29 protein-coding genes are annotated in these 23117 nt (G+C 65.9%); 4 read left to right on the forward strand and 25 right to left on the reverse strand.

Translation table 11 applies throughout. From position 1 onward, the window contains the following. Nucleotides 1-5 precede the first annotated feature (5 nt). From flgL to fliE, 25 genes are all read right to left on the reverse strand, one after another. Nucleotides 6-917: a flagellar hook-associated protein FlgL gene (gene flgL, locus J3489_RS00550; protein ID WP_206995149.1), complete on the reverse strand. Its 912-nt coding sequence runs from the start codon at nt 915-917 to the stop codon at nt 6-8. A gap of 20 nt (nt 918-937) precedes the next feature. Next, the gene (gene flgK, locus J3489_RS00555) at nt 938-2287 is read right to left on the reverse strand and encodes a flagellar hook-associated protein FlgK (protein ID WP_206995151.1); all 1350 of its coding nucleotides are present in this window, start codon (nt 2285-2287) and stop codon (nt 938-940) included. A 101-nt stretch (nt 2288-2388) separates the two neighbouring features. Next, entirely contained in the window at nt 2389-2733 is a 345-nt protein-coding gene (locus tag J3489_RS00560) for a peptidoglycan hydrolase (protein ID WP_206995153.1), read from the reverse strand. Nucleotides 2734-2744: 11 nt separating this feature from the next. Continuing rightward, a complete protein-coding gene (locus J3489_RS00565; protein WP_206995155.1) occupies nt 2745-3887 on the reverse strand; it encodes a flagellar basal body P-ring protein FlgI in 1143 nt (380 codons plus the stop codon). 11 nt (nt 3888-3898) lie between these two features. Beyond that, nucleotides 3899-4561 carry a flagellar basal body L-ring protein FlgH gene (gene flgH, locus J3489_RS00570; protein ID WP_206995157.1) on the reverse strand — a complete coding sequence of 221 codons (663 nt, stop codon included), beginning with the start codon at nt 4559-4561 and terminating at the stop codon, nt 3899-3901. After that, on the reverse strand, nt 4558-5346 hold the full coding sequence (gene flgG / locus J3489_RS00575) for a flagellar basal-body rod protein FlgG (protein WP_206995159.1): 789 nt from the start codon (nt 5344-5346) through the stop codon (nt 4558-4560). The genes flgH and flgG overlap by 4 nt, the downstream gene beginning before the upstream one ends. A 23-nt stretch (nt 5347-5369) precedes the next feature. After that, nucleotides 5370-6098, reverse strand: coding sequence for a flagellar basal body rod protein FlgF (locus J3489_RS00580; protein ID WP_206995162.1), 729 nt, complete (start codon nt 6096-6098; stop codon nt 5370-5372). Nucleotides 6099-6102: 4 nt separating this feature from the next. Further along, nucleotides 6103-7272, reverse strand: coding sequence for a flagellar hook-basal body complex protein (locus tag J3489_RS00585; RefSeq protein ID WP_206995163.1), 1170 nt, complete (start codon nt 7270-7272; stop codon nt 6103-6105). Further along, nucleotides 7273-8073 carry a flagellar hook capping FlgD N-terminal domain-containing protein gene (locus J3489_RS00590; protein ID WP_206995165.1) on the reverse strand — a complete coding sequence of 267 codons (801 nt, stop codon included), beginning with the start codon at nt 8071-8073 and terminating at the stop codon, nt 7273-7275. It lies immediately after the preceding gene. Between the two features lie 12 nt (nt 8074-8085). Then, nucleotides 8086-8505 carry a flagellar basal body rod protein FlgC gene (gene flgC, locus J3489_RS00595; protein ID WP_206995167.1) on the reverse strand — a complete coding sequence of 140 codons (420 nt, stop codon included), beginning with the start codon at nt 8503-8505 and terminating at the stop codon, nt 8086-8088. A gap of 5 nt (nt 8506-8510) precedes the next feature. After that, on the reverse strand, nt 8511-8885 hold the full coding sequence (gene flgB, locus J3489_RS00600; RefSeq protein ID WP_206995168.1) for a flagellar basal body rod protein FlgB: 375 nt from the start codon (nt 8883-8885) through the stop codon (nt 8511-8513). 17 nt (nt 8886-8902) lie between these two features. Next, nucleotides 8903-9694, reverse strand: coding sequence for a glycoside hydrolase family 73 protein (locus J3489_RS00605; protein WP_206995169.1), 792 nt, complete (start codon nt 9692-9694; stop codon nt 8903-8905). Then, the gene (locus tag J3489_RS00610) at nt 9681-10106 is read right to left on the reverse strand and encodes a flagellar protein FlgN (protein WP_206995170.1); all 426 of its coding nucleotides are present in this window, start codon (nt 10104-10106) and stop codon (nt 9681-9683) included. Before J3489_RS00610 ends, J3489_RS00605 begins: the two co-directional genes overlap by 14 nt. Continuing rightward, nucleotides 10103-10387 (reverse strand): flagellar biosynthesis anti-sigma factor FlgM, encoded by a 285-nt coding sequence (locus J3489_RS37265; protein WP_242539674.1) that lies wholly within the window; start codon nt 10385-10387, stop codon nt 10103-10105. The genes J3489_RS00610 and J3489_RS37265 overlap by 4 nt, the downstream gene beginning before the upstream one ends. Nucleotides 10388-10416: 29 nt before the next feature. After that, the gene (gene fliA / locus J3489_RS00620; RefSeq protein WP_242539675.1) at nt 10417-11076 is read right to left on the reverse strand and encodes an RNA polymerase sigma factor FliA; all 660 of its coding nucleotides are present in this window, start codon (nt 11074-11076) and stop codon (nt 10417-10419) included. Between the two features lie 32 nt (nt 11077-11108). Next, the gene (locus J3489_RS00625; RefSeq protein ID WP_206995172.1) at nt 11109-12404 is read right to left on the reverse strand and encodes a flagellar hook-length control protein FliK; all 1296 of its coding nucleotides are present in this window, start codon (nt 12402-12404) and stop codon (nt 11109-11111) included. Nucleotides 12405-12409: 5 nt separating this feature from the next. Next, on the reverse strand, nt 12410-12712 hold the full coding sequence (locus tag J3489_RS00630; protein WP_206995173.1) for a hypothetical protein: 303 nt from the start codon (nt 12710-12712) through the stop codon (nt 12410-12412). After that, the gene (fliS, locus tag J3489_RS00635) at nt 12696-13091 is read right to left on the reverse strand and encodes a flagellar export chaperone FliS (protein ID WP_206995174.1); all 396 of its coding nucleotides are present in this window, start codon (nt 13089-13091) and stop codon (nt 12696-12698) included. Before fliS ends, J3489_RS00630 begins: the two co-directional genes overlap by 17 nt. A 22-nt stretch (nt 13092-13113) precedes the next feature. Continuing rightward, nucleotides 13114-14496 carry a flagellar filament capping protein FliD gene (gene fliD / locus J3489_RS00640; protein ID WP_206995175.1) on the reverse strand — a complete coding sequence of 461 codons (1383 nt, stop codon included), beginning with the start codon at nt 14494-14496 and terminating at the stop codon, nt 13114-13116. Nucleotides 14497-14542: 46 nt separating this feature from the next. Continuing rightward, nucleotides 14543-14980, reverse strand: a complete 438-nt coding sequence (locus tag J3489_RS00645) for a flagellar FliJ family protein (RefSeq protein WP_206995176.1) — start codon at nt 14978-14980, stop codon at nt 14543-14545. Beyond that, nucleotides 14977-16284: a flagellar protein export ATPase FliI gene (gene fliI / locus J3489_RS00650; RefSeq protein ID WP_206995177.1), complete on the reverse strand. Its 1308-nt coding sequence runs from the start codon at nt 16282-16284 to the stop codon at nt 14977-14979. The genes J3489_RS00645 and fliI overlap by 4 nt, the downstream gene beginning before the upstream one ends. Beyond that, a complete protein-coding gene (gene fliH, locus J3489_RS00655) occupies nt 16281-17024 on the reverse strand; it encodes a flagellar assembly protein FliH (RefSeq protein WP_206995178.1) in 744 nt (247 codons plus the stop codon). The genes fliI and fliH overlap by 4 nt, the downstream gene beginning before the upstream one ends. After that, nucleotides 17021-18037 (reverse strand): FliG C-terminal domain-containing protein, encoded by a 1017-nt coding sequence (locus J3489_RS00660; protein ID WP_206995179.1) that lies wholly within the window; start codon nt 18035-18037, stop codon nt 17021-17023. Before J3489_RS00660 ends, fliH begins: the two co-directional genes overlap by 4 nt. Beyond that, complete coding sequence (gene fliF, locus J3489_RS00665) at nt 18018-19649, reverse strand: flagellar basal-body MS-ring/collar protein FliF (protein WP_206995973.1); 1632 nt, start codon at nt 19647-19649, stop codon at nt 18018-18020. The genes J3489_RS00660 and fliF overlap by 20 nt, the downstream gene beginning before the upstream one ends. A gap of 82 nt (nt 19650-19731) precedes the next feature. Next, on the reverse strand, nt 19732-20058 hold the full coding sequence (gene fliE, locus J3489_RS00670; RefSeq protein WP_242539676.1) for a flagellar hook-basal body complex protein FliE: 327 nt from the start codon (nt 20056-20058) through the stop codon (nt 19732-19734). Between the two features lie 823 nt (nt 20059-20881). Between fliE and J3489_RS00675 the strand changes: the two genes are divergently transcribed. Genes J3489_RS00675 through J3489_RS00690 form a run of 4 tightly spaced genes read left to right on the forward strand, consistent with a single transcriptional unit; the run spans nt 20882 to nt 23107 of the window. Continuing rightward, nucleotides 20882-21742, forward strand: coding sequence for a FliM/FliN family flagellar motor C-terminal domain-containing protein (locus J3489_RS00675; protein WP_206995180.1), 861 nt, complete (start codon nt 20882-20884; stop codon nt 21740-21742). A gap of 3 nt (nt 21743-21745) precedes the next feature. Next, the gene (locus J3489_RS00680) at nt 21746-22093 is read left to right on the forward strand and encodes a FliM/FliN family flagellar motor switch protein (protein ID WP_206995187.1); all 348 of its coding nucleotides are present in this window, start codon (nt 21746-21748) and stop codon (nt 22091-22093) included. Continuing rightward, nucleotides 22090-22830, forward strand: coding sequence for a flagellar type III secretion system pore protein FliP (gene fliP, locus J3489_RS00685; protein WP_309491303.1), 741 nt, complete (start codon nt 22090-22092; stop codon nt 22828-22830). The genes J3489_RS00680 and fliP overlap by 4 nt, the downstream gene beginning before the upstream one ends. 4 nt (nt 22831-22834) lie before the next feature. Continuing rightward, a complete protein-coding gene (locus tag J3489_RS00690) occupies nt 22835-23107 on the forward strand; it encodes a flagellar biosynthetic protein FliQ (RefSeq protein WP_206995189.1) in 273 nt (90 codons plus the stop codon). The last annotated feature ends 10 nt before the right edge of the window (nt 23108-23117 follow it).

Genomic DNA, 23117 nt, shown 5'->3' on the forward strand with positions numbered 1-23117 from the left:
TCGCGTTACAGCACGTCGAACAGCGACATCTGCATGACCCTGCCGTAGACCTTTTGGGTCGCCTGCACGGCGGTCATGTACCCGTTCAGCTCGGTCATCGCCGAACCGTAGTCGACTTGCCCCAGCTGCAGCGTCGCCTGATCGTTGGCGAGGCCGACCGCCTGCTGATTGATTTGCAACTGCGCGAGCATGTTGCGCGACGCGCCCATCTGCGCGGTCTTGGCGCTGACCGTGCCGATTGCCGCATCGATCTGATCGAGACAGTCGGCGAACGCTTGCCGCACGGCGGGATCGTTCGGGTCGACGTCAGGGTCGCTCGCCGTCTCGGCCGCCGCGTCGAGGCGGTTCAGCAACTCGGCCATGTCGTCGAGGCTCACGTTGCCCGCGGCCGTCGTGCCGTTGCCCACGGCCGCCATCTGCGCTTCGGTGTTGCCCGTGAACGTATAGCGCTGGCCGGCCGGCGCGTTCGGGTCGTAGGAGAGGGCCGGCCGGTCCGTGGCCGTGCCCGAGAAAAGGTAGTTGCCGTCGCTGTCGCGCGAATTGGCCGTGATCATGATGCTGTCGCGCAAGCTCTTGATCGACTGCGCCATCGCGTTCAGGTCGCTCGGGGCGGCGCTGCCGTCGGAGGCCCACACCATCAGGTCGCGCGCCGACGTCATGTCCTGCGTGATGCCGCTGAGATAGGCTTCGCTCTTTTGCAGACGGACCCCCAGTTGATCGATGTTCGTCTGGTACTGCGCGAGCTGACCGCTTTGCTGCGCGATCAGCGACAGGCGCACCGAGTTGATCGGATCGTCCGACGGACGCAAGATGCGCTGGCCCGTGGCGATCTGCTGCATCAGGTCCGTCATGTGCTTGTTCGAGTTCTGCAGGGTCGCGTTCATCAATGCGGCGTATTGGGCGGTGGAAACACGCATGCTGGTTTTCTCCCTTGTGATCAGACCGCGTCCATGACGGTCTGGAACAACTGGTTCGCGACCGAGATGACTTTCATGTTGGCCTGATACATCTGCTGGTATTGAACGAGGCTCACCGCCTCTTCGTCCTGGTTGACGCCGCTCACCGACTGCCATGCCGCCACGGCCTGCGCGCGCACCGCGCCCGCGGTATGGGCCGATTGCTGGTTCTTCTGGCTCGCGGCGCCGATCGCGCCGGACATCGCCGCAGTGGCGGAGCCGAATTTGACGGTGCCGAGGCCGTCGAGCGTCACCTCCCGGCTCTCCACGTCGATCAGTTTCAGGAGATTGTCCGTATTGGCCGGCCCGTTCGGGTCGCTGGAGAACGCGAGGTCGTCGGCGGTCACGGACGAATCGATGTTCAAGTTGCCCGATGCCGGGTCGTAGACGAAGAGCGGCTTGCCGGGCCGGCCGTTCATGTCGTAGCCGGCGGCAAGCTGGTCGTTGAAGGTCTGCGCGAATTGCTGCTTGAGCTCGTTCAAGGCCTGCATTTGCGGGCGCAGCGTTTGCGTCTCGTAGTCGTGCAGGCCGGCGAGCGCGCCGCCCAGCTTGTCGGCGGGCACGCCGAAAGTCTGATTGCCGAATTGCACCGAGATCTGCTGCAGGCCGTTGCCGTCGCGCTCGACGCTCATCGTCGCGGACTTGCTGCCCGCGACGAGCGGCTGGCCGCCCGCGAGCGAGACGTCGGCCGTGCCGTTGTCCTGCATCACGACGCGCACGTCGGCGTATTCGCTCAGCCGATCGATCGCGTGGTCGCGCTGGTCCTGCAGCGCGGACGTGTCGCTGCCGCTCGCCTGCGCCGCCGCGATCTGCTTGTTCAGGTCTGCGATCGATTTCGACAGCCCGTTGACCTGATCGACGGTCGACTGGCGCTGCTGCTCCAGCGTGCTCACCTGATCGGAGAACACCCTCGACATGTTGTTGAACGCCTGGCACATGCCGTTGGCCGCGTAAAGCACGCCGTTGCGGTTCGCGCTCGCGGTCGGATCGCCGCTCGCGGCTTGCAGCGCGCTGAAGAGCGCCCCCATGCCGAGGCTCAGGTCGCCCGACGCATCGCCGCCGCCGAACGCCGCCTCGAGCTGGTCGAGATAGGTCTGGCTGGCGTTGTAGTGGCCCGCTTGCGAGTTCGAGGCCCAGAGCTGCTGGGTCTTGTAGGCGTCGTTGAAGCGGATGAGCGCCGGCGTATAGACCCCGCCGGCGGCCAGCGAGGCGATCAGCACGCCCTGGCGCGAATAGCCCGGCGTCATCAGGTTCGCAAGGTTGTTGCTCGACGCGTTGAGGGCAAGCTGCGCGGCAAGCGTGCCGGACAGCCCGATTGAGATCATGTTCATCGTCGTTCCGAAAGTAGTGTGCAACGGCTCCGGTCAGCGCCCGGACGTTGCGGAATTCATCGATCGCTCAACGCTGGTAAGCGACCCGCGCACTGCATTCATTAAGCCTTCGTCTCGAGCTGACCCGGCGCCAACTGCCGCACGATGAAGTCCGAGATGCCGAACGCGTGCTGCGACGCCAGCGCATCGGCGACGAAGGTGCTCGCGTAGTCGAGCATGTCGTTGGCGGCGGTGTCGCGCAGCGGACTGTCCGGCGCGCTCATGGCGCGCGTCGCGTTGTTCATCTCGCGCAGCATCTGCTTGATGAACATCGCTTCGAATTGCTCGCTCGCGTGGCGCAAACGCTTGTCGTCGGCCGGCTGCGGCGCGGGTGCGTCCTGGCCAGCCGGCGCGGCTTGCGCGAGCGGGAACGCCGCGCGGCTCTCGAGAGGTTTCAGCATCGTCATCGTCCGCTCCGTCAGATCACGACCAGTTCGCCGTTCAATGCGCCCGCTTCATCGATCGCCTGCAGGATCGCCATCAGGTCGTCCGGCGTCGCGCCCATGGCGTTGACCGTGTCGACGATGGTTTGCAGCTTCACGTTGGCCGGCCACTTGAACATGTGCGCGCGATCCTGCTCGACCTTCACGGACGTGGCCGGCGACGTCACCGTGCGCCCTTTGCCGAACGCGTTCGGCTGGCTGACTTCGGTGCTCTCCGAGATCACCACCTTGAGCGAGCCGTGCGAAACGGCGACCGGCTTGACCGTCATGCCGTCCGAGATCACGACCGTGCCCGTGCGGGAATTGATCACGGCGCGCGGAAGGCCCTGGCCCGCCGTGACATCGAGTGCGTCGAGCTTCGCGACGAACGCCACGCGTTGCGTCGGATCGGCGGGCGCGGCCACCTCGACCGAGGTCTGGCCCTGCGCCGTCGCCGTTTCGGCGCCGAGCGAGCGGTTGATCGTGTTCACGATGTTGGTCGCGGTCTGGAAGCTCGGGCGCTTGAGGCTCAGGCGCACGGTCGGCTTGTCCGCGAAATCGGTGCCGATTTCGTTTTCGATCGTCGCGCCGTTCGGAATGCGGCCCGCGGAGGTCGAGTTGATCGTGATGCTCGAGCCGCTGTTGCCTTGCGCGTGAATGCCGGGAATCACGACGTTGCCTTGCGCGAGCGCATAGACCCGGCCGTCGACGCCTTTGAGCGGCGTGAGCATCAGCATGCCGCCGCGCAGGCTCTTCGCGTCGCCCATCGACGACACGGTCACGTCGATCTTCTGCCCTCTCGCATAGCCCGGCGGAAACGTGGCGCTCACCATCACCGCCGCGACGTTCTTCGAGCGCAGGTTCACGTTCTCCGGCATCTTGACGCCGAACTGCTTGAGCGTGTTGACGATCGACTGGCCCGTGTACTTGATCTGCTGGCCGTCGCCGGTGCCGTTCAGGCCGACGACGAGCCCGTAGCCGACGAGCTGGTTCTCGCGCATGCCCTCGATGTTGACGAGCGAGCCGAGCGGCGCCGCATCGGCGCTCGCCGCGAGCGGCCCGAAGAGACAGACGGCGAGCGCGAGCACGAGGCGCAGTACCGCGCGCCGAGCGATCCGGTTGATGAGGTGAGGTTTCATGATTGTTCTATTCAGAAAGGCATGAACGCGCTGTTCAACGCACGCGTGAGCCAGCCTGCCTGGTTGGAATCCGCGAGCGCGCCGCGGCCGACATATTGAATATTCGAGTTGGCGATGCGTTGCGAAGACACACGGTTATTCGTATCGATATCGGAGGTGCGCACGTAGCCCGAGAGCCGCACCGCTTCCTCGCCCTGATTGAGCGCCAGCATTTTTTCGCCCTTGACCTCGAGCAGTCCGTTCGGCAGCACTCGATGGACGACGACGGTAATCTCGCCGCGCAGCGCGTTTTGCTGCTCGCTCGTGCCCGAGCCGTCGAAGCCTCGGCTCGCGCCCATCGACGTGTCGAACGGCAGCGTCATCGTCGCGAGCACGCCCGGCTTCACGTCGACGCTGCTTTTCTTGCCGAACGACGTGCCCGCCTTCTTGCGCGCCTGCGTGTCTTCTTCGAGCAGCACGGTGAGCGTGTCGCCGGGACGGAACGCATGGTTGTCGGAGGTCAGCGACCACGGCGCCTGATCGACGAACAAGCCGCCGGACGTCCCCGCCGGCTGCGCCGCGACCGGCGGCATGTCGTAGCCTTCGGCATGCATCTGCTGGGGCATGACCACCGTGCAACCCGAGAGCGCAGCGGCCACCGCCAGCACGGCGGCCGCGGTTGACCGAACGCTCATCTCGCCACCTGCGCCAGTTGCTGAAGCATGTTGTCGGCGGCCGTCAGCACCTTGGTGTTCATCTCATAAGTGCGTTGCGCAGAAATCATGTCGACCATTTCCTCGACCACCTGCACGTTCGAGCCCTCGAGCTGGCCTTGCTTGATCGTGCCGAGGCCGTTGGTGCCCGGATCGCCCTCGTTCGGCGCGCCGCTTGCCACCGTCTCTTGATAGAGGTTGTCGCCGAGTGCGAGCAAGCCCGTCGGGTTCACGAAGTTCGCGAGTTGCAGCTTGCCGAGCTCCTGCGGCGTGGCCGAGCCCTGCACGGTCGCGGTGACGGTGCCGTCTGCGCCGATCGTGACGCCCGTCGCGTTTTGCGGAATCGTGATTTCCGGCTGGATCGGCAGGCCCTGCGCGTTGACGAGCGTGCCGTCCGCGTTCACCTGCAACTGGCCGGCGCGCGTGTAGGCCGTTTCGCCGTCCGCGGTCTGCACTTGGAGAAAGCCGTTGCCGGCGATGGCGACGTCGAGCGGCTGTCCCGTGTTTTGCAGGGCGCCGTTCGTAAATACTTTCTGCGAGTCGACGAGGCGCGTGCCGGTGCCGAGCTGAATGCCCGACGGCGACGCGACGTTCTCGCTTTGCTGGCCGCCCGGCTGCTGCTCGATCTGATAGAACTGATCTTCGAACACGAGCCGGTCGCGCTTGAAGCCCACCGTATTGGCGTTCGCGAGGTTGTTCGCGATCGCCTGCAGCTTCGCGTCCTGCGCTTGCAAGCCGGTCTTGCTGATCCACATTGCCTGATTCATCTTGATCCCTTTCTGCTGTTTCGTTAGCCGCGGATGAGGCGGTTGCCGGCATCGGCGTTGTCGTCGGCCACCTTGAACATCCGCATCTGGACTTCAAAGTCGCGATTGAGCGTCATCGTCTTCAGCATCTCTTCGATCGGCGAGACGTTGCTCGACTCGAGATGACCGGGCGTCACCGCCACCGTTTGGTCGTCGAGGAGCGGCGCGCCGCTCCTCGACACGATGAGACCCTCTTCGTTCTTGATCACGTCGCCGGGCATCGTCGCGACGACGAGCTTGATCTTGTCGGCGATCTGCAGGTCCGTTTCGCCGGGCGCGCGGATCGAGATCGTGCCGTCTTCGCCGATCTTGACGGCGTCGAACTCGGGCAGCACGATCGGGCCCGCTGCGCCGAGCAGCGGGTGGCCGTTCGTCGTGAGCCGGCCTTCGCCGTCGATCTTGAAGTTGCCGTTGCGCGTGTAGGCCTCGCCTTGATCGGTATCGACGGCGAAGTAGCCGCCGCCGCTGATCGCGACGTCGAGGTTGCGGCCCGTTTCCACCATGTGCCCCTGCGACACGTCCACCATGTCGGCACTCAGCGTCACCGAATGCCGCGCGTCGTAGCCGAAGCCCCTTACGCCGCTCGTCTGCGCGAGTTCGAGGTCGGCGCGAAAGCCGTCGGTCTGCGCGTTCGCGAGGTTGTTGGCGTGCATCTGCAGCGAGTACTGCGTGCGGTCCGCCGCGCTCATGATCGTGTAGATGAGCTTGTCCATGGCGTTACACCGCTTGCATGAGCGCCTGCATCATCTGGCTTTCCGTCGAGATCACCTTCGAGTTCGCCTGATAGTTGCGTTGCGCCGTCGTGAGATTCACCAGCTCGGACGTCATGTCGACGTTCGATTGCTCGAGCGCGCCGACCGTCAGCTTGCCGGGCAGGCCGGTGCCCGGCGTGCCGTAGAGCGCCGTGCCCGACGTGTTGGTCGCTTTCCAGCAGGTGCCGTCCACGGCTTGCAGGCCGTCGTCGTCGGGGAACGTCGCGAGCGCGACCTGGCCGACCGTTTCCTTCTGGCCGTTGCTGTAGCGCGCGATGATCGAGCCGTTTTCGTCCAACGAGACGTCGGTGAGCGAACCGGCTTGATAGCCGTCGGTCTTGTTGGTGGTGGTCGTCATGTCGCCCGCGTATTGCGTCGTGCCCGCGTAATCGAGGTTCACGACCAACGCCGCCGCACCGTCCGGCGTGCCGAGATCGAGCGCGACCGGGCCCGTCGGCGCCGTGAGCTTGCCGTTCTCGTCGAACGTCAGGTTCGAGGTCGCTTGCAGGTCGCCGCCGTCCATCGTGTAGTGCACGTCGATCGAACCGTCGTCCTTCTTGACGAAGTACTGCGTGACCGAATGCTCGCGGCCGAGCGAATCGTAGACGGTGGACACCACCGAGCTGTTGAAGGACTGCGCGTCGTCCTTGTCGAACGTCGTCGAGGCGGGCGGCGTCCAGTCGGCGGACATGTTGCCGACATACGAGAGCGAGCCGCTCGCTTTGGCGGGGATCGAGCCCGTCGGCACGCTCATGTCGCCGAAGCCGCCGGCCGCCGAGTAGCCCTGCACGTGGCGGCCGAAGCTGTCGACGACGAAGCCGTCCTTGTCCGTGCTGAAGATGCCCACGCGCGAGTACAGCATCGAGCCGTCGCTATCCTTGCTGACGAAGAAGCCCTTGCCCTGGATCGCGGCGTCCATGCCGCGGCCGGTCTGCAGCACGTTGCCGCCGATGTCGATCGTTTGCGTCACCGAGCCGATGTACACGCCGCTCGGCTGCATGCCGGCATACGCGGCGGCGAAGTTGGCGCGGCCCGCTTTGAAGCCGAAAGTGCCGGTGTTGGCGATGTTGTTGCTGATCGAATTCAATTGGCCGTTGACCGCGTTGATGCCGGACAGTGCGATATCGAAACTCATTTAGAAGACCTTTTTAGAAAAGAGGGAAAGCGGGAGCCGCGGCTCGGGCTTCAAGTTGTGATCGGGGTTGCCGTCCGGGGCGCTGCCTGGATTCCCCAGAAAACGTGTGATGTCTGCCGTCGTGACGTCGCCGATGCCGGCCACGCTCAAGATCACCTGGCCGTTGTCGCCGAGGCGCACGCTCTGGAGCTTGCCCTCGATCTCGACGGACGGCGTCTGCGCAGTGCCGGCGTCGCCGGAGCCCGCCTGCACGGCCACCGTGTAGCGGCCGGCCGGCAAGCCGAGCTGCGCCGGATCGATATCGAACTTGACCTCGCCCGCCTTCTGCGCACCGAGATCGATCTTGTGCGGCACGCCGTCGGAGCCGGTGACGGTGACCGTCGTGCTGTCGGCCGACGCATCGAGATTGAACGCGCCGTGCACCGCGGTGCTGCCGTCGAGATCGACCGCATCGGTCTTGACCATGACGTTCGAGCCGACCTGCCCGCCGAGCGACACCACCAGCATGCTTTCGAGCATCGCGGAATTCACTTGCGACAGCGCCGCCATGTTCTGCATCGCCTCGACCTGGCTCATTTGCGTGAGCTGCGTGACGAACTGCTCGGGCTTCATCGGTTCGAGCGGATCCTGGTTCTGGATCTGCGCAACGAGCAGCTTCGTGAACATGTCGGACATCGAGCCGGAACTGGCCGACGGCATGCCGGTGTTGCCGTTGCCGTCGTCGGCGCCGACCGGGCCGTTCGCCGCCCCGTCGGCCGCGCCGAGCGAATGATAGTGATCTGTGGCAGAAAAGAGCTGCATGGTTTCGGGTCCTTATGATTGGCCGAGTTTCAACAGGTCCTGTTGCATCGCGTTCAGGCGCGAGAGCACCTCCACGTTGGTCGAGAACGCGCGCGAGGCCGACAGCATGTCGGTCATTTCCGCAACCGGATCGACGTTCGAGTAGAAGACGTTGCCGTCGGCATCCGCGAGCGGGCTGTTCGGCTCATAGCGTTTCTTCACCGGCTCCCGGCTTTCCACCACGTCCATCACCTGCACGCGTGCGCCGGCCACGTCGCCTTCGCCGGTCGGCGAATAGACCGTCGCGAACACCGGCTGGCGCGCGCGGTAGACCTGGTCTTCGGTCTTGGCCGACGAATCGGCATTGGCGAGGTTGCTCGCCACCGTGTTGAGCCGGATGGTCTGCGCCGTCATGGCGGAACCGGCGATTTGTGCGATATCCCTGAATCCCATGGCAATCACCCGTTTCCGTTGATGGCCATATTGAGGCCCTTGAATTTGGCGGTCAGGAACGTCAGTCCCATTTGAAAATCGGCGGCGTTCTGCGCGAACGCGGCTTGTTCGACGCCGAGCTCCACCGTGTTGCCGTCGATCGACGGCTGGTTCGGCAGGCGGTACAGCAAGTCGGGCTGCTCGCCGCCCAAGTCGCCGAGCGAGCCCGCTTGCGCCGTGCTCATCTCATGCTGCAGCGCCGCCTTGAAGTCGAGATCGCGCGCCTGATAGCCGGGCGTGGTCTCGTTGGCCAGATTCGACGCGAGCACCTTGCTGCGTTCGACGCGCAATTCGAGCGCCTGCGGATGAACGCCCAGCGCCTGGTTCAGATGAATTCCCATGAATCAACTCCTTATGTTCAATCGTCGGCCGAGACCGCGGACAGCGCGGCCGGCAGCTTCTCGCGGGCGAATGCCGCCGTTTGCGCTTTCACGTCCGCCACGACGCGGGTCAGCTTGTGCGTGTACACCGGGTCGGTGGCATAGCCCCCGCGCGCGAGCGCTTTGGCGAATGCCGCGGCGTCGCTGCCGGTGCCTTGCGCGCGGCTGAAGCGCGGATTCGTCTGCAGCAGGTTCACGTAGTCGGCAAACGCGCTCTGGTCGTCGGCATAAGCGCGAAAGCGCTCGATCGTCTTGATGCCCGCGCCCTTCACGTATTCGGTCGTCGTGATGTCGGCGGTCTTGCCGTCCCAGCTCGAACCGGCCTTCAGGCCGAACAGGTTGTGCGTATCGTTGCCCTTCGCATCGCGCACCGGACGGCGTCCCCAATCGGATTCCAGCGCGGCATGCGCCACCAGCAGATCCGGTGCGACGCCGAGCTTTTGCGCCGCGAGCTTCGCCCACGGGCTCACGCGGTCGACGAACGACGCCTTGTCCCCCACGGGTGCCGAGCGCCCTTGCGTCGCAGCCTGCGCCTGCAGCGGGTTGTTCAGCATCCACGCGGTTGCGGCCGTTTCGGTTACGGCCGTTTCGGTCGCGCCGCTTTGAAAGCCGTTCTTGACGGTGCCTTCGATGTCGCTCTGCAACTGCTGCACGCTCATCGAAAACGAGCCCGCGCCCGGAGCGCCGTTCGGCTGCGGCGCGGCGAAACCGCTCGCCGCGTCGAATACGTTGCCGGCCGCCGGCACGCCGCTCATTTCAGTGCGGAACATAGATGTCGTCCTTCATGGCAAGCGCGCGCTGCATCACTTCGAACTGCGCCATCACGATGCCCGCATTGCGCGTATTGAGCCGCTTGCATTCGGCGACCCGCTTCACCAGGCGCGCCCATTCACGTGCGAGCAGCTCGCGCGGCGCACCCTTGAGCTTGGCGACGAGCGTGTCGACGCTGGTCGGCCGATCGGTCGCGGCGACGACGCGCACGAGCGCGCGCCGCTCCTTCAAGCTGCGGCTCAGCACCTCGGCCAGTTCCAGAATTTCCGCGCCGATGCGGCTCAGTTCAATCGCGTCGTGCTGCAGGGCCGCCGAGAACTGCTGCTCGAGCAGCCCGTTGAATGCTTCGTACTTCGCATGGTCGCGGCGCAGGCTCACGATCAGGTTCTTGAAGGCATCGTTGCGTGTCATTTCTTGCTCCCGTGATAGCGCTGAATCAGTCCAGCCAGCTTCGCGGCGTCGAATTCGATGCGCCCTTCCGCCAGCGCGGCGCGCAACTCGGCGACGCGCCCGGCGTCGAACGCGCGCGCCTCGCGCGGCTTGCCGCGTGCCGCGCCGTGGCCGCCGCGCGCTTGCGCGTCCGGAGCCTGCTGTGGTGTCTGCCGCCCGCTTTCCGCGTCGACGGCACGAACCGGCGCCACGCCGTTGACCGGTGCGATGTCGCGGGCATCTCGTTTGAATGTCACTCGCATGATGGCTTCCTGATTTCCCGAGCGAACGCTCACGCGTCCGCCAATACGACTTTCATCTTCTTGAGCGCGCCGCGCCGGATCTGGCACACGCGAGCCTCCGTCAAATCGAGCACCGCCGCGATCTCCTTCAAGCTCAGGTCGTACTCGTACGAGAGCTGCACGACGCGCTGCTCGCGCTCGTCGAGCTCGATCAGCGCGCGCGCGAGGCTCGAGCGAATCGTCATCTGATGTTCCGGGTCGTTCTCGTCGCGCAATGCGTCGTCATGCAGCTCGTCGAAGCTCACCAGCGACTCCGCGCGCGTCGCCGCGGCGCTTGCCTGGTACTCGGCCTGCGTCACGCCGAGCGCAATGCACATTTCCTTCTCCGTCGGCTCGCGGCCATACTCGCGCGTCAGCGTGCGCGTCATGTCGCGCATGCGGTGCGCGTCGCGCCGCACCGAACGCGGGCGCCAGTCCTGGCGGCGCAGCTCGTCGAGAATCTCGCCGCGCACGCGCAGCCACGCGTAGCCGCCGAATTTCTCGTCGGGAACGCCGTAGCGGCGAATCGCGTGCAACAGGCCGACGAGGCCGATCTGTTCGAGATCCTCACGTTCGCTGATGCCGCCGATCTGCGTGCTCAGTTGCGAGACGATACGCTTGACGAGCGGCGCGTATTCCAAGATCCACTCTTGCTCGACTGCTCTGTTCATTTCAGGTTGTTTAAGCGCTGCGTAGCCCACTTTCATGCCCCTGCTGCGTTGTTGTGATCGGTACCCGATGCGTAGGCATCGTCCAGGGCACGTCCGGGAGTGCGTCGCTCGTCATGCTCGCGAGGCTGGCCGCGTCCTTCGCCCTGCCCCGTCTGGCCGCCGTTGCGCACGACGACGGCGACGTCCGTGTACTGCTTCTGCGCCAATTGGTTCTGCAGCGCCTGGCTGATCGTTTCCAGCTGGCGCGCGACCTCGTCGTGCGTCGCGACGAGATGCACTTGCAACGCGCCGTTCTCGTGACGAATGTCGATCTGCACGCTGCCGAGCATCGGCGGATCGAGCCGGATCGTCGCATTGCCGATGCCGTGCTTCATCTGCACTTCGACGCGTTCGCCGAGCGCGTCCATCAGTTGCCCTTGCCATGCCTGCGGCGCGGCGCCTTTGAGCGCGACCGGCAGCCATTCGCGCGCATCGCCTGCGTGCAACGCGGTGAGCGCACTCCAACCGTTGCCGGCGGCCGCCGCGACAGGCTGCCCGGGCTCGACGCCGCGCGCGCCGCTGTCGGCGCGAGGCTCGGCGGCTTCCTGGCGAGTGCTCGCGGCCGCACGCTCGGTCAGGCGCGCCACGGCTGCCGGTTGCGCCTCGGCATTCGCCGCGCGGTCATTCGCCGCGCGATCGCCGAACGTCGGCGCCACGCCGGCGAGATTCGGCAGCCGGCTTGCCGGCTGCGACACGCCGTCGCCGGCGCCGCGCGCCGTGTCGTTCGAGCGCGTCTCGTCATGCCGTTCTTCCGGCGCTTCGTGCAACGCCCCCAGCGCGGCGCTCGCCGTTTTGCCGAGCGCAGGCAGCGGCGCGCCGCCCGGGACCCGCGCCAGCAGGTCCTGCATCGCGGGCAGATCCGCCGGGAACGCGCCGGCCAAACCGGCCGCGTCGCGGCTCGCTGCACCGCTTGCCGCGCCGGCCTCGAGCGCTTCACCTTCGGCATCGCCACCTTCGGCACGGCCGTCCCCCAACGCGCCAAGCGCCGCGCCGGCCAACCCGGCAGGCGGCTGCATCGCCGACATGGCTTGCGTCATCACCTGCAGCCATTGCGCCGAACCGGCGTCGCTTGCCGCATCGCCGCCGCGAGTGCGCGAGCGCGTCCGCGTGCTGCCGGAATCGGATGCCGATTCGGACGTGCCGGTAGCGGACTCGCCGGCAGCCGCGGGCTTGCGCGCGTCATGCTCCGAATGCGCGCCGGCCGAGTGCGGCTCGCTCATGCTGCTTTCGGTTTGCGATCGCGGCACGGCGAGCTGCACCTGCAATCCGGCTACATTCATTGCGCTCATGTCCATCACCCGTTCAGTTCGGTGTGCCGGCCATAGGCCAGCCGCCCTTCACGCGTCCGGCCAAGCCCGTCGAGCTTCGCTGCGAGCTCGCCGTGGGCGGCGAGCACGAGGCCCATCGCTTCGACGTAGCGCTCGCGGATGCGCGGCAGTGCCTGACGCAGCGAACCGCCCATCGCTTCGCCCTGCGCTGCCTCGGCCAGCAGTGCCGCAAACTCGCCATGCGCGTCTTGCGCCTGGCTCCATTCGGAGCGCCGCACGTGCTCGCCGAGGCGCTTGAGCGCGCGCACCAGTTCAGCGAGCTTGTCCATGAGCGGCCTCCGCGCCTTCCCATGCGTCGTCGAGCACCGTCATCAGCCGCACGACCTCGTCGAGAGGCTCGACGTCGAGCGAGATGCCGGCCTCGTTCAGCCGCCATGCGCAGTAGTCGTAGAGACGCGCGAGATTGCCGACGACTTCGCCGCCCGCGTCGGTATCGAGCGCGCTCGCGAGCCCATTGAGCATGTCGATGCACTTGCCGATGCTCGCGCCCTTCGCTTCGTAGCGGCAGGCGACGATATGCGCCCTGGCGCGCGCCATCTCTTCCAGCAGGCCGGTCGTCAGCAGGTGGACGAGCTGCACCGGCGAAGCGCTTGCGATCTGCGCCTCGAGGTTGGCGGCATGGTAGTTTTGGTAACCCACGGTGTTCATGTTCGTTTCCTTGATCGGGGAATCACTTCTTCGAGGAAGCGGTGTCCAGGCTGTCGAGAATCGACATCGTGTTGGCCATCTGCGCCTGAAGCGCCTGTACTGCCGTGAATTGCTTCACGTACTTTTGGTACATCGATTCCTGCAGGGCGGCGAGGGCGGACAAGTTTTTGTTCGTCTGCTTCTGCTGCTTTTCAACCGTGTCCTGGCGGGACTTCAGTTGACCGTTCCCGGCGTCGAGCCACGTGTCGAGGTAGCTCTCCATCGCGCCGACGAAGCCGGTCTTCGCATCGCCGAACAACTGGTTCAGCGCGTTCGGGTCTTTGTCGATGGCTTTCGCGAGCTTGTCCCTGTCGAGGCTCAGGCGGCCCTCCTTGTCGGCCGAAATGCCGATCGCCAACAAACTCGTGCCGCCGGCCGGCTGGCGCATCAGCTCATTGATCTTGTTGACCAGCGCGGTCATGCCGGAGTCGCCGTACAAGGGGCCCGCCGCTTTGCCGTTGGCCGGGTCCCCGCTGAACGTCAGCGTGTTGAGCGTGTCCTTCAGGCTGTTGTAGGCGTCGACGAACTTTTGCAGCGCGTCGGCAGTGGCATCCGCATCGCTCGCGATCGTCAGCGTCGCGGGGCTTTCGCCGTCCGCCATCGCACGCGTAAACTTCATCGAGACGCCGTCGATGCCCGTGAACGTGTTCGAGGCTTGCGTGATCCGCGTGCCCGTGGTCTTGTCGCCGAGCCAGATCACCGCGTCCTGCGCGGCCACGAGCACTTTGCCGTCGCCGAGCGCGGCCTTCAGGGCCGGGTCGTTCACGTTGCTGGCATCGACCGTGATCTGGCTGTCCGCGCCCGTGTTGGCGGCCGTGATGACGAGTTGCTGCTTGCCGTCGACCGTGATCACCGACGCGTTGAGCTTGCCGCTCGCAGCGGGGTCCTGATTGATCGCACGCGCGATTTCGGCCGGGCTCACCTGGCCGTCGCCGTCCTTGTCCGCCTGGGAAAGGTCGACGTCGATCGTCGTGCCGTCGCCAAGCGATACGGAGAACGAACCGGCCGTGTTCGGGTCGACGGACGGCATGCCGTTCGTGCCGCCGAACGCCTGCTGGTTCGCCGTCGCCAGCTGCTCGACGAAGAATTGATACGTGCCGGGCTGCGCCGAACCGCTGACGGTCGCCGTCCCGATCGTCGGATCCGAAAACGTGCCCGTCTGCTGGATCACGCCGTTGCCGCCGGACACCAGCGCATTGAGCGCGCTTTCGAACGATTGCATCGCGGATTGCAACGACGTCAAGGCATCCGCCGTCGTCTTGAACAACGCCATCTGCATGTTCAGAAAGCTCTGCCGTCCCTGGGTCATGAACTGCACCAGGTAGGAGGCCGAGCCTTTGGGGTCGCTGAAATCGATACCTGCCATTTCCTTCTCCGTTAATGCGTTAAGCGATAAACCGTCCGGCTCGCGTTCAATGCCGCGAGCGCAGCCAGGATTGCGAGGCCATTTCGTCCTGGCGCTTTTGTTCGCGCACGTTCTGCTGACGAACCAGCGCGCCGCGGCGCAACTCGAGCGCCTTTTGCCAGCGCTCGCGTTGCAGCACGAGCTCGGTCAGGCGGCGGCGCGCCGCCTGCAAATCGGCTTCTTGAAGCGCCAGCAGGCGCCGGTGTTCAAGGGCGAGCGTGGCCATCGAGTGCTGATAGCCCGCGCAATTGACGGCCAGCGCCGGCAAGCTGCGGTCCGCCTTCTTGGCCGCGTCGGCGCGCAAGCGGTCGATCGCGTCGATCTGTTCGCGATAGCGGCTGCACGTGCTCTGGCGGTTCGCGACCTCGGTCGTCAAACGGTCGATGCGCCCTTGGCGCGCGGCCATGAGGCCGCCGATGCTCTTGACGGTGCGCTCGGCGGTCATTGCGCGAGCGCCTTCAGTTGCGCGACCGTATCGGCGATCGAAACCGGTTCGTTCGCGCGCTGCCGCAAGAACGCTTCGATGCGGGCAAAGCGCGCGACGGCGCGGTCGGTTTTCGGATCGGCGCCTTGCACGTAGCCGCCAAGCGGGATCAAGTCGCGCACTTGTTCATAGCGCGCGAGCAGTTCCTTCAGCGTGCGCGCGGCCTCTACGTGCTCGCTCGAGACGACCTGGCTCATGCAGCGGCTCACGGAGCGCGACACGTCGATGGCCGGGTAGTGGCCTTGGTTCGCGAGCTCGCGCGACAGCACGATGTGCCCGTCGAGCACGGCGCGCGCGGTATCCACGACGGGGTCTTGCTGGTCGTCGCCTTCGGCGAGCACCGTGTAGATCGCACTCATGCTGCCCGCGCCTTCGCCGTTGCCCGCCGTTTCGACGAGCTGCGGCAAGAGACCGAACACCGACGGCGGATAGCCGCGCGTCGCCGGCGGCTCGCCCAAGGCGAGCGCGATCTCGCGCCGCGCCATCGCATAGCGCGTGAGCGAATCGACGAGCAGGAGCACGTTGCGGCCGGTGTCGCGAAAGTGCGCCGCGATCGAATGGCACAGCTCGGTGGCGCGCATGCGCATGAGGGCAGACTCGTCGGCGGGCGCCACGACGAGCAGCGCTTTCGCGAGGCCTTCGCGGCCGAGCGAATCGTCGATGAACTCGCGCACTTCGCGGCCGCGCTCGCCGATCAGGCCGACCACGACGACATCGGCATCGGTATGCCGCGTCATCATGCCGAGCAGCACGCTCTTGCCGACGCCGCTGCCCGCCATCAGGCCCACGCGCTGGCCCTTGCCGAGCGTCAGCGCGCCGTTGATCGCGCGCACGCCGACGTCGAGCGCATCGCGCACGGGGTTTTTCTTCAGCGGGTTCACGCTCACCGGATCCGCCGCGAGCAGATGCTCGCCGCCGAGCGCGCCGCGCCCGTCGATCGGCTCGCCGACGCCGTTGACGACGCGCCCGAGCCAGCTCATGCCGATGCGCAGTTGCGCGTCGTCGGCGACGGGCAGCACGCGCGCGCCGGCAGCGAGGCCGAGCGGCTTCTTGAACGGCATCAAATACGATTCGTCGCCGCTGAAACCCACTGCCTGGGCCTCGATCCAGTCGCCCGAAGCGGTTTCGATCGTGCAGCGCCGGCCCGTTTCGAGCGCGCAGCCGGTGGATTTCAGAAGCATCCCCGAGACGCCGGTCAGGCGCCCCGTGGGCCGCGCGACGGGGACGTCGGCGAGCTCGAGGTTTTGCAGGGCAGCGGCGATCATGGCGCGCCCTCCTGCGCCGGCGCCGCGGCGTCATCTGCGCTGTGCGCTTCTACGTTGCGCTCCGGCAGCAATTGCTCGCGCACTTGCTCCATGCAGGTATCGAGGCGCTGCTTGCAGCCCGCGTCGATTTCGCGTCCGCCGGCCTTGATCCGGCATTCGCCGAGCTCGAGCCGGGCATCGGCAATCAGGTTCCACGCTTGCGCGCGCTCGGGAGCGAGCGCGGCGATGCGCTCGCACGCTTGCGGCTGCAGATAGATTTCGATCGGATCGGTCACGGGAGGCAGCGTCGCGACGGCTTCGTCGATCAGCGCGAGCAATTGGGCGGGCTGCGCCGTGAGCTCACAGCGAATCACCTGGCGCGCGACCTTCTCGACGAGGTCGATCAGCTCGGTGTGCAGCGCAGCGGCGAACTCGGCCTGCAATTGCTTGAGCGCGGCGACGAGGCCGTCGGCCGTGTGCGCGACGCCTTCGAATGCGGCTTGTGCCGCGCGTTTCGCTTCGTCCGCGCCCTGGCGCAAGCCTTCTTCCTGTCCGCGTGCAAAGCCCGTGTTGCGGCCTTCGATCTCGCCGCGCTCGAAACCCGCTTCGTAGCCGCGCGCCGACGCTGCTTGCGCGTCGTCTTGCAGGACCGACAGGCCGAGGTCGGGATCGTCGCCGCGGCCCGCGCCGGGCACGGTGCTCGCGACGGCCGGCGACACGCTCGTGAGCGGCGGGAACCGGTACGGCACGTAGCGCCTCACGCGACCACCTCTTCGTCGAAGAGCCGCAGTTCGATATCGCCGGCATCGGCAAGCGACTTCACTTCGGCCATGATTTCGCGGCGCGCTTCCTCGATGCGGCTCATCGGCACCGGGCCGCTCCTGCGCATCGAGTCTTCGAGCGATTGCACCTGGCGGCGCGGCATCGCCTTCATGATCGCCTGCTGGATGCCAGGCTCGGCGCCCTTCAAGGCGATGGCCCAGCGCTCGATCGGCACGGCCTCGAAGATCTGCATGACCGTCGCTTCGCTTTGGCGCGACAGCACGAAGAAGTCGTACATGCTGACTTCGATTTCGGCGGCCACTTCCGGATCGGCGGCGCGCATCTGCTCGATGAGCTGCGCGCGATCGCCCGGCAGGCGGTTGATGATTTCGGCGGCCTGCTTCACGCCCTCGACGCTCGTGCCTTGCATGCCGAGGTCCTGCATGCACGAATCCACGACTTCGTTGAGTTCGATGAGCAGGTCGCGGTCGACGTCGCTCATGCGCGCCAGATTCATCAGCACGCCGTCGCGGTGTTCGGCCGGCAGCGCAGCGAGCACTTCGCTCGCGAGCGCAGGCGGCAGGAACGCGAGGAACAGCGCCTGCATGCAGACGTGCTCGGTCATGATGCGCTGCGAGAGCCAGCGCGGCGACACCCACTGCAAGCGCGCCATCTTGGGGCGGATGCTGTCGCCGTAGATGCTGTTGAGCACGCTGTGCGCGATATCCGGGCCGAGCGCGGAATCGAGCGAGCGCTGCAGGAACGTGCGCGATGCGCCGTGTACGCCGCTCTGCTCGCGGTAGTTGTCGAAGAACAGCGCGATCGCCTCGTGCACCGTGCCGACCTTGATGCCCGAGAGACCCGACATCACTTGCGTGACGGCGAGCAGCTCATCGCGCGAGAGGCAGCGCAGCACGCTCGCGGCCCGTTCTTCGCCCATGCTCAGAAGCACGATGGCCGCTTGTTCCACCGTCCCGAGACGGACGCTTTCCTCAACCCGCTGCTTGTCCATTTTTCCGCACCCATTGTTTGACCACTTCAGCGACCCGCTCCGGTTCCTTCTCGGAGAGCGACCGCAAATGCTCGACCATCACGTCGACGCTGGAACCTGCCGGAGGCAGCTCGTAGGCCGCGAGCAGCGGGACCATCGAGCCTTGCGTGGCGGCTTCGAGCGCCGCTTTCGCCGCGTCGCCGTCATCGGCATGGCCTGCTTGGCTGCCGCCGGTGAGCGCCGTTGCCGTTGCCGTTGCCGCCTCGGCAGCGGGCACGCCGTAGCGGTGCTTGGCCCATTGCTGAGCGATGCGCAGCAGCGGACGCACGATCAGCAGGAAGGCAAAGAGGCACCCGAACGCGTAGGCGGCGTAGCGGCCGAGGTCGAACAGCGTGTCGCGGTCCTGCCACCACGGCGCGTCCGCCGCTGCGGCCGGCGCGGGGAAGTCGAGCGCCGTGACGGCCAGCTGATCGCCGCGCGCGCTATCGATGCCGAGGCCGTTGCGCAGGAGCGTGTCGATCCCCTTGAGCTGCTCGGGCGTCCACGGCTTGCCCGCCGCGGGCGACGCCGCGTTGTTCATCACGACCGCCACGGAAAGCTTCTGCAGGCGGCCGCGGCTGCGCTTGATCTGCACGATCTCGCGGTCGTACTGGTACTGGCGGGTCGAAGCGGCGCGCACGGAGCCCGAGTCCGCCGCCGCGGCGGACGCCGCGCCGGAAGCGGGAGGCACCGGCACCGGACGGTTGCTGAGCGAGCCGGGCACGCCGAGCGCCGGGCGGTTGTCGCTGCGCTCTTCGCGCGTCGCCTCGTTGGTCAGCTTCGGCGTTTCGCCGTATTGCTCGCGGGTTTCCTCGACCTTGTCGTTGTTCACCTCGGCGGTCACGCTGGCTTTGAAGTTGCCGGCGCCGACCGTCGGCGCAAGCAGGTCGCGCACGTTGCGCAGCGCCTCGTCGCGATAGCGCTGGCTCGCATCGTGGGTCGCGTCGTAGCTGTCGCTCGAATCCACGCGCGACGACAGGTAATCGCCGGCCTGGTCGACCACCGTCACGTTCGCGGGATCGAGATTCGCCACGCTGTGCGCGACCAGGTTGACGATTGCCGCGATCTGCTCGTTGGTCAGCGTGCGGCCCGCCTTCAGCGTGAGCACGACGGAAGCGGAACTCTTGTCGGCGTCCGAGACGACGAACGAGGTCGATTTGCCGATCGCGAGGTGAACGCGCGCCGCTTGCACGGGATCGAGCGTCGCGATGCTTTGCGCCAGCTCGCCTTCGAGGCCGCGGCGGAACCGCACGTCCTGCACGAACTGGCTGGTGCCGAGCGGATCGTTCTGATCGACGAGCTCGAGGCCCGCGGGCAGCTTCGCGACCACGCCTTTGGCCGCGAGCAGCATGCGCACCTTGCCGAGCTCGGCGTCGGGCACGAGAATCTGCCCGCTGTCGGGGTGAATGCGGTACGCGATGTGCGCGCCGTCGAGCGTCGCCACCATGTCGGTGACCGGCACCTGCTCGTGCGCGCCGAACACCGGCTTGTAGCGGCCTTCGTCGTAGCGCAGGTAGACCGTCGACAACGCCGTGATCCCGATCGCGAGCACGACGATCGGCATGATCTTCGTCATCGCGGCCGGCGTCGGCATCAGCGCCGACACTTGCGAGAGCTTCAGGCCGGTGAGTTTGGATTTCAGAGTGTCCAGCACGTCTTATCCTTTGCGTGACGCGTTACAGCGGCATCTTCAGAAGGTCGTCGAGCGCGCTGACGACCTTGTTGCGGACCTGGGTCAGCATCGAGAACGACACGCTCGCCTGCTGGTTCGCGAGCATCGCGCCCACGAGGTCGTCGGAAGCGCCGCTGTCGACTTCGGTCATCTTGGTTTCGGCGGCTTGCTGCGCGTCGTCGACGCTGCGCACGGCGGACTTCAGCGCGTCCGAAAAAGTCGGGCCGCCGGCGGCGTCCGCCTGCTCGGCGACAGGCCGGGGCATCACGGCGTCCGGCAGGCTGACAGCCGCTTTGCGGATCTGCTCGACATCCATCTGTATGGGCTGCATCTCGCACCTTTATTAATTGGCGGGTTGGGAATCGGGTTTTATCTGCCTCTGCCCGGGTTTCGCGCCGGGCCGGGATATCGCTTTGAATCGGCGACGACTCCGAGGCCTGCCGCACATTCATCCCAAAACTCAACGAAACTTAAAAATCATTTCAATCATGGGAGCGCGGCGAATTCATCCCAAAACATTTTCAATCAACAAGACGAATCATCGACCAAGCCAGCTCATATCCGCCGCCGATTCATCTCAAAACAATTCTGCTTTCGGATTGAATTATGAAGATGCACCGGACTCGATGCCAGGCAATATTCATCAACAAATCGGAATTGTTATGAGATGACCGACAGCCCGTTTTAAGGCGGGGGTTTTCGGCCATTTATCCTTACGCCGAGCGAAGCGCGCGGGGTGCCGCGCTTGAGTCTCACGACGGGCGCTTCAGGAAGATTCAGGGCAATTTCGATTCGATCACATCTATTCGGGCGCCATTGTTTTACCCCGCTGCTAAACTCCGTCCTGTCATTAAACACATTTGAACGCCGCCATCGAGCCACGTGAAATCGATCGCCAAACAGAATGCGGGATCAAGAGACAGCATTGCGCGGACTTAAAATCCGCCGGCCACTTGATAATGCCGCTTTGATCAGCGATCCACCCTGCCCTCCGAGTCAAAGCGAAGCACGGGCCGATACTCCGCGATATTCGAAGGCGGCAAGCATTTAAACTGTTTTGAGATGATTGACGGGCGACTGGAATATCGGCTACCGCATGAATGCCGATATCCAGCCATATATGAACAACCGCTGATACTTATCACCGAATTGCGATGTCAAGGCGATCCCATATCAAGACAGAGAGCGCGCGAACTTTCCAGACGCTCGACCCCTGCACGCTCGGCCGGCCGACGCACCTGCTCGGCCGGTTCAGCGCCACGGCGCAGGAACGGCTCGCGCACTTTTTCGACACGCGCCTGAACCCGCGCTACGGCACCTCGTTCGAGGTCGGGCCGGTCACCTTCGCGACGCGCGGCGGCGCATTGCCGTTCGCTGAACTCCCGGGCGGCACGGCCGCGACAGCCGGCATCGCCGCGGCGCTCGAACGCCCTGTGCTGCTGCGCATTCTCGAATGCCGCTACGGCCGCCACGGCGTCGACAGCGCGCAGGAAGACGGCCGGCCGGTCAAGCCGCACGCGGCCACCGCCTCCGAGCGGCGCATCGCCGCGCAACTGGGTGCCGAGTTGCGCGAGCTGCTCGCCGAATGCATCGGCCGCGACGAACGGCAAGTCGCCGCCAGCCCTGGCGCGCCGCCGGCGCATCGCACGCAGACGGATCTGTCCTTTGCGTGCCGCATCGGCGACTTCACGCAAGGCGAGCTCGGCCGCCTGCATTTCACGCTCGACGCGCAATGGCAAGCACGCGTGTTCGCGCGCCTCTCGTCGGCGCGCAGCCGCGCCAAGCGCGAGCCCGGCGCCGATCTGCAAGCGCGGCTGCCGCTCACGCTCGCCGTGCGCCTGATGGAAACGGGCATGCCGCTCGACGCGTTGCTCAAGCTGCGCGCGGGCGCCGTGATTCCCGTGCAGCTCGGCACGCGCGCCCAAGTGCTGGCCGGCGCCACGCCGCTATTTACCGCCCAGGTTGCCGAGGACAACGGCAGGCTGTGCCTCACCGCTTTCGAAGACATGGAGTGAACGATGGACGCAATCGACGATACCGACTTGGACCCACTGCTCGACGACCTGCGGGCCGACACCGCGCCGAGCGCACCGGTCGAGGCTGCGAAGCCGCCGCGCGACAACCTCAAGCTGCTCGCGCGCATTCCCGTGACGCTCACGCTCGAAGTCGGCTCGGCGACGCTCTCGCTCGCGGAGCTGATGCAGATCGGCTCCGATTCGGTGCTCGAACTCGACCGCCTCGCGGGCGAGCCGCTCGTCATCAAGGCGAACGGCGTGGCCGTCGGGCTCGCCGAAGTGGTCGTCGCGGGCGAAAACTACGGGCTGCGCGTCGTCGAGATCGGCAATCTGCAGGGACTCGGGTCGTGAAGCGGCGCCTCCTGAAAAGCGCTCTCTTAGTCGGCCTTTTCATCTCGCTGCCGGCTGTCGCAGGTCAGTTGCCGCTGATGAACGGCACGGTCGGCGGCAGCCCGGTCGATTTCACGATCAAGACGCAGATCCTGCTCTTCATGACCGTGCTCGGGCTCCTGCCCGCGCTGATGATGGTGATGACGAGCTTCACCCGCTTCGTCATCGTGCTTTCACTTTTGAGACAGGCCCTCGGTCTGCAGCAAGGCCTGCCCAACCGCGTGATCACCGCCGTCGCGCTCATGCTCACGTTGCTCGTGATGCGCCCGGTCGGCCTGGAGATCTGGAACCGGGCCTACGTGCCCTACGACCAGGACAAGATCACGCTGCAACAAGCCATTCAGACCGGCGAAGCGCCGCTCTCGCGCTTCATGCTTGCGCAGACGAGCAAGGCCGCGCTTGCGCAGATCTCGCAACTGTCCGGCGAGGGCGGCATCGCGAAGCCCGAAGACCACAGCTTCGTCGTCAAGGCCTCCGCCTTCATGCTGAGCGAGCTGAAGACCGGCTTCCAGATCGGCTGCATGCTGTTCATTCCGTTCCTGATCATCGACCTCGTCGTGTCGTCGGTGCTGATGGCGATGGGGATGATGATGCTCTCGCCGCTCGTGATCTCGTTGCCGCTCAAGCTGCTGCTCTTCGTGCTGGTGGACGGCTGGTCGCTCACCGTCAACACGCTCGTCACGAGCGTCCGGGGGTAACGCCATGCTCACGCCCGATATCGCCGTCAACCTCATCGCCGGTGCACTGCGCGTCGTCATGCTGCTGGTCGCCGTGCTGGTGCTGCCGGGGCTCGTCGTGGGCCTCGTGGTCGCGCTCTTTCAAGCCGCCACGCAAATCAACGAGCAAACGCTCGGCTTCTTGCCGCGCCTCTTTGCCACGCTCGGGGTGCTGATCGCCGCCGGCCACTGGATCACGCACTACCTGATGGAATACTGCGTCGAGACGTTCCGGCGCGCCTCCGAACTCGTGGGTTAGGGGCGCGCCG

The organism is Trinickia mobilis (assembly GCF_017315705.1).
GTDB lineage: Bacteria > Pseudomonadota > Gammaproteobacteria > Burkholderiales > Burkholderiaceae > Trinickia_A > Trinickia_A mobilis.